Source organism: Dactylosporangium aurantiacum (assembly GCF_000716715.1).
GTDB lineage: Bacteria > Actinomycetota > Actinomycetes > Mycobacteriales > Micromonosporaceae > Dactylosporangium > Dactylosporangium aurantiacum.
Genome location: NZ_JNYJ01000110.1, coordinates 1 through 3,357, shown reverse-complemented (window position 1 = coordinate 3,357; position 3,357 = coordinate 1). Strand labels below are relative to the sequence as shown.

At 73.1% G+C, this 3,357-nt stretch carries 3 protein-coding genes; all 3 read right to left on the bottom strand.

Annotated elements, in window-relative coordinates; all coding sequences use genetic code 11:
- The coding region (locus OP18_RS50390) for a glycoside hydrolase family 11 protein (RefSeq protein WP_033367900.1) at positions 1-459 on the bottom strand (459 nt) is incomplete at its 3' end.
- A 315-nt stretch (positions 460-774) separates the two neighbouring features.
- Positions 775-1,914, bottom strand: a complete 1,140-nt coding sequence (locus OP18_RS50385; RefSeq protein ID WP_033367898.1) for a tetratricopeptide repeat protein — start codon at positions 1,912-1,914, stop codon at positions 775-777.
- A complete protein-coding gene (locus tag OP18_RS50380; protein ID WP_033367896.1) occupies positions 1,911-3,245 on the bottom strand; it encodes an ATP-binding protein in 1,335 nt (444 codons plus the stop codon). Before OP18_RS50380 ends, OP18_RS50385 begins: the two co-directional genes overlap by 4 nt.
- Positions 3,246-3,357: the final 112 nt, after the last annotated feature.

Below are 3,357 nucleotides of genomic sequence, written 5' to 3'. Positions count from 1 at the left end.
CGAGCCGAGGCGCTGCGCGCCGGTGCTCGGGTTGTAGTTGCCGAAGTTCTCCACGACGTAGTACTCGATGAGCGGGTTGGTGGTCCAGCCGTACAGCGCGAGATAGCAGTTGCCACCGCAGTTGAACGAGCCGGAGTAGTTGACCGTGTGGGTGGTGGAGCCGGGGTTCCAGCCCTTGCCGACCACGGAGTTGTTGATGCTGTTCATCTGTACGCTGTAGCTGCCGCCGGCGCCCAACGTCATGTTGACGTTGCCGCTGTCTTTCCAGTACGAGAAGAAGTAGCCGTTGTGGGTGCCGGTCTGGTTCGACGTGATGGTCCGGTCCGACTCGGCATGGGCCGGGTTGGCGGCGATCGCCGAGACGGTGGTGAGCGCGATCGCGCCGGCCAGGCTGATGAGCAGCCGTAGCCGCCGGGGCCGGCGCGACCGGACGCGCGGTTGCGGGGGTGTGTCGTGCACGCATTCCTCCTCGATGGGCGGGGGGCGAGGTGGCTCGGCAGTTACGGGACACCGGGTGGCGGTCCAGGCGTCGACGGCCGGTTTGGCGGATCGATGTCCGTCATATGCCGAGCTAGCGAGATTATGAGCACGGCATTGGTGGACCGGCAAGAATTTTCGGAATTGTTTCGACGCCCGCGGAATGCTTCGAGAATGGACTCCGGTGGCATACGAAACTCGAATTTTCGAAATATTTCCGAGCCGGGCCCACGGCAATGGTGCGTCGGCTGCCCGCGCACCGGCGGTGGGGTCAGCGGTCCGGGTCAGCGGTGCGGGTCAGCGGCCCGGGTCGGCGAGCCGACGGCCGGCGACCACGCTGAACCAGCCGCGGCGCGCCAGCCAGGCGACCTCGCGGGCGAGCCAGTTGCGGGCGCGCAGCACGAGCAGGATGAACGGCACGGTCGTGGCCGGCATGGCGAACACCTTCACACCGCCGTTGCCCAGCGGGTCGGGGTCGACGGCGAACAGCACGGCGGCGAGCGCCGTGACGGCCAGCCGCAGCACGGCCACCGCGAACGTCGGCCGGTGGATGTGCTGGCGGATCAGCGTGCGGGTCGAGCCGGCCAGCGCCCGCAGCCGCCACCGCACGTACGCCGCGGCGGCCGCGATGCCGCCGGCCGCGACCGCCACGGCGACGGCGGTGCCGGCCGGGCCCGGCAGCTGCGTGCGGGCCACCGTGGCGCCCACCGAGGTCAGCACCAGCAGCAGGCTCGCGATGTCGGTGACCAGCCACAGCGCGCCCCGGGCGATGCGCACGGCGGTTTTCACGACGGTCCCGTCGTCCGGCGTGGTGGCCAGGGTCGCGGCCATCACCGGCGACGCGCTGAGCGCCCGCCCCCGCCCGGCGTCCAGCTCCGCCAGCGAGTACAGGGCCATCGGGTCCTCGGGCGCGATGGCGAGGGCGCGCTCGTAGCAGCGCCGGGCGGCGTCGAAGCGGGCCGTCCTGCGCAGCGCGTCGCCCTGCGCGACGTGCGCCGCCGGGCGGTCCGGTGCCAGCTGCCGCGCCCGGGCGGCGGCCTCCACCGCCGCGACGATGTTGCCGGTGCCGCCCGCCTCCAGCAGCGCGTAGACCAGGACCACCTCGGTGTCGGCGTCGTGCGGGTCGAGCTCGCGGGCGGTGCCGGCCGCCCGGACGGCATCCGCGGGGCGGCCCAGGGCGATCGACGCGGCCGCTGCCTGCCGGTGCGCGACGGCCAGGTCCGGCGCGAGCGCGATGGCCCGGCCGGCGGCCTCCAGCGCGTCGGCGGCGCGGTCGGCCGCCTGGTGACACACGGCCAGCAGCACCAGCGCGAGCACATCGTCGGGCTGCTCGGCCAGGCGCCGCAGCACCAGCGGCACGGCGTCGTCGGGCCGGCCGACGGCCAGCAGGTGGCTGACCCGGGTGGCCAGCTCACCCGGGGGAGTCGCGGTGGTCACCGCAGCAGCTTCCGTCGCTTGAGGTAGGCGACCAGCTCGTCGTAGGCGCCGCCGTCGTTGGCGAACATGGCGACGTTGCGCGCCGAGGCGAACCACGGGCCGGTCGACGGGCGTATCTCGCCCAGCGCCCGGTCGAAGTCCTGCTGCCCGATCATGCGCACCGTGCCGCTGCGCAGCGAGTCGGCCAGCGCGTACTCGGCGGCCGTCTCGCACAGGTGCGTCAGGTCGGCACCGGAGAAGTCCTCGGTCGCCGCGACGATCCGCGGCAGGTTGATCCCCTCGATCGGGCGGTCCCGCAGGTTGCGCTCGACGATCGCCGCGCGGGCCTCCGCGTCCGGCGGCAGGACCAGGACCATCCGGTCGAGCCGGCCCGGCCGGCGCAGCGCCGGGTCGACCTGCCACGGCGTGTTCGTCGCGGCCAGCACGAACACGCCCTCGTTGTCGCCCTCCACGCCGTCGAGCTCGGCGAGCAACTGGTTGCTGACGGTCCGCATCGCGCTGGAGTGCAGCTGCGACCGTTTCTGCCCCAGCGCGTCGACCTCGTCCAGGAACACCACACACGGCGCGTTGCGCCGCGCGGTCTGGAACAGCTCGTGCAGGTTACGCTCGGAGTTGCCCAGCCACATGTCCAGCACGTCCACGATGGACAGTGACATGAACCCCGCGCCCAGCTCGCCGGCCAGCGCCCGGGCCAGGAACGTCTTGCCGCAGCCCGGGGGACCGTAGAGCATCAGCCCGCCGCGCAGGCTCTTGCCGTACAGCCGGCGCAGCTGCGGGTTGCGCATCGGACCGAGGAACGCCAGCTCCAGCCGCTCCTTGACGGCGCTCATCCCGCCGACGTCGGCGAGGCGGACCGTCGAGGACTCGACGTCGAAGCGGCGGTCGTCCTCGCCGCGCACCGGCTCCGGCGGGCCGCCGACGCGCTCGGGGCGGGGTGGGTCGCCGGGCCCGGCGTAGCGCGCCGGCAGGATCGGGGCCAGCTCGTCCTCGTAGGCGGCGAGCGGGTCGGCGTCCGGCTCGGGGCCGTCCGGCGCCTCCAGATCCTCCGTGGCCTTCGACCCGGCCGGTGTCCCGGTGTGTGCGGCGGGGACGGCCGGCGCGGCCGGCGGCTCGGCGGCACCGGACGCGGTGGCCGTGAGCGCCCGGCGCATCAGGGCCTGGGCGGCGGCGTTGCCCGGGTCACCGGCCAGCACCAGCCCGGCGTGCGTGATGGCCTCGGCGACGCGGCCCGCGTCGATCAGCAGACCGCCGACGTGCAGGCGGAGCGTCGTGTCGTCGGGTCGCGCCTCGAGGGCGGCGGTCAAGCTGGCGATCAGCGCGTCGTCGTTCATGGCACCGGGAAGCCTAAGCCGTGTTTGGTAAGTGGGGTTAGAGCCATTTGTTGATGGCGGTGATGGTGACGGTGGCTTGGTAGCGTACGGCGAGTTTGTCGTACCGGGTGGC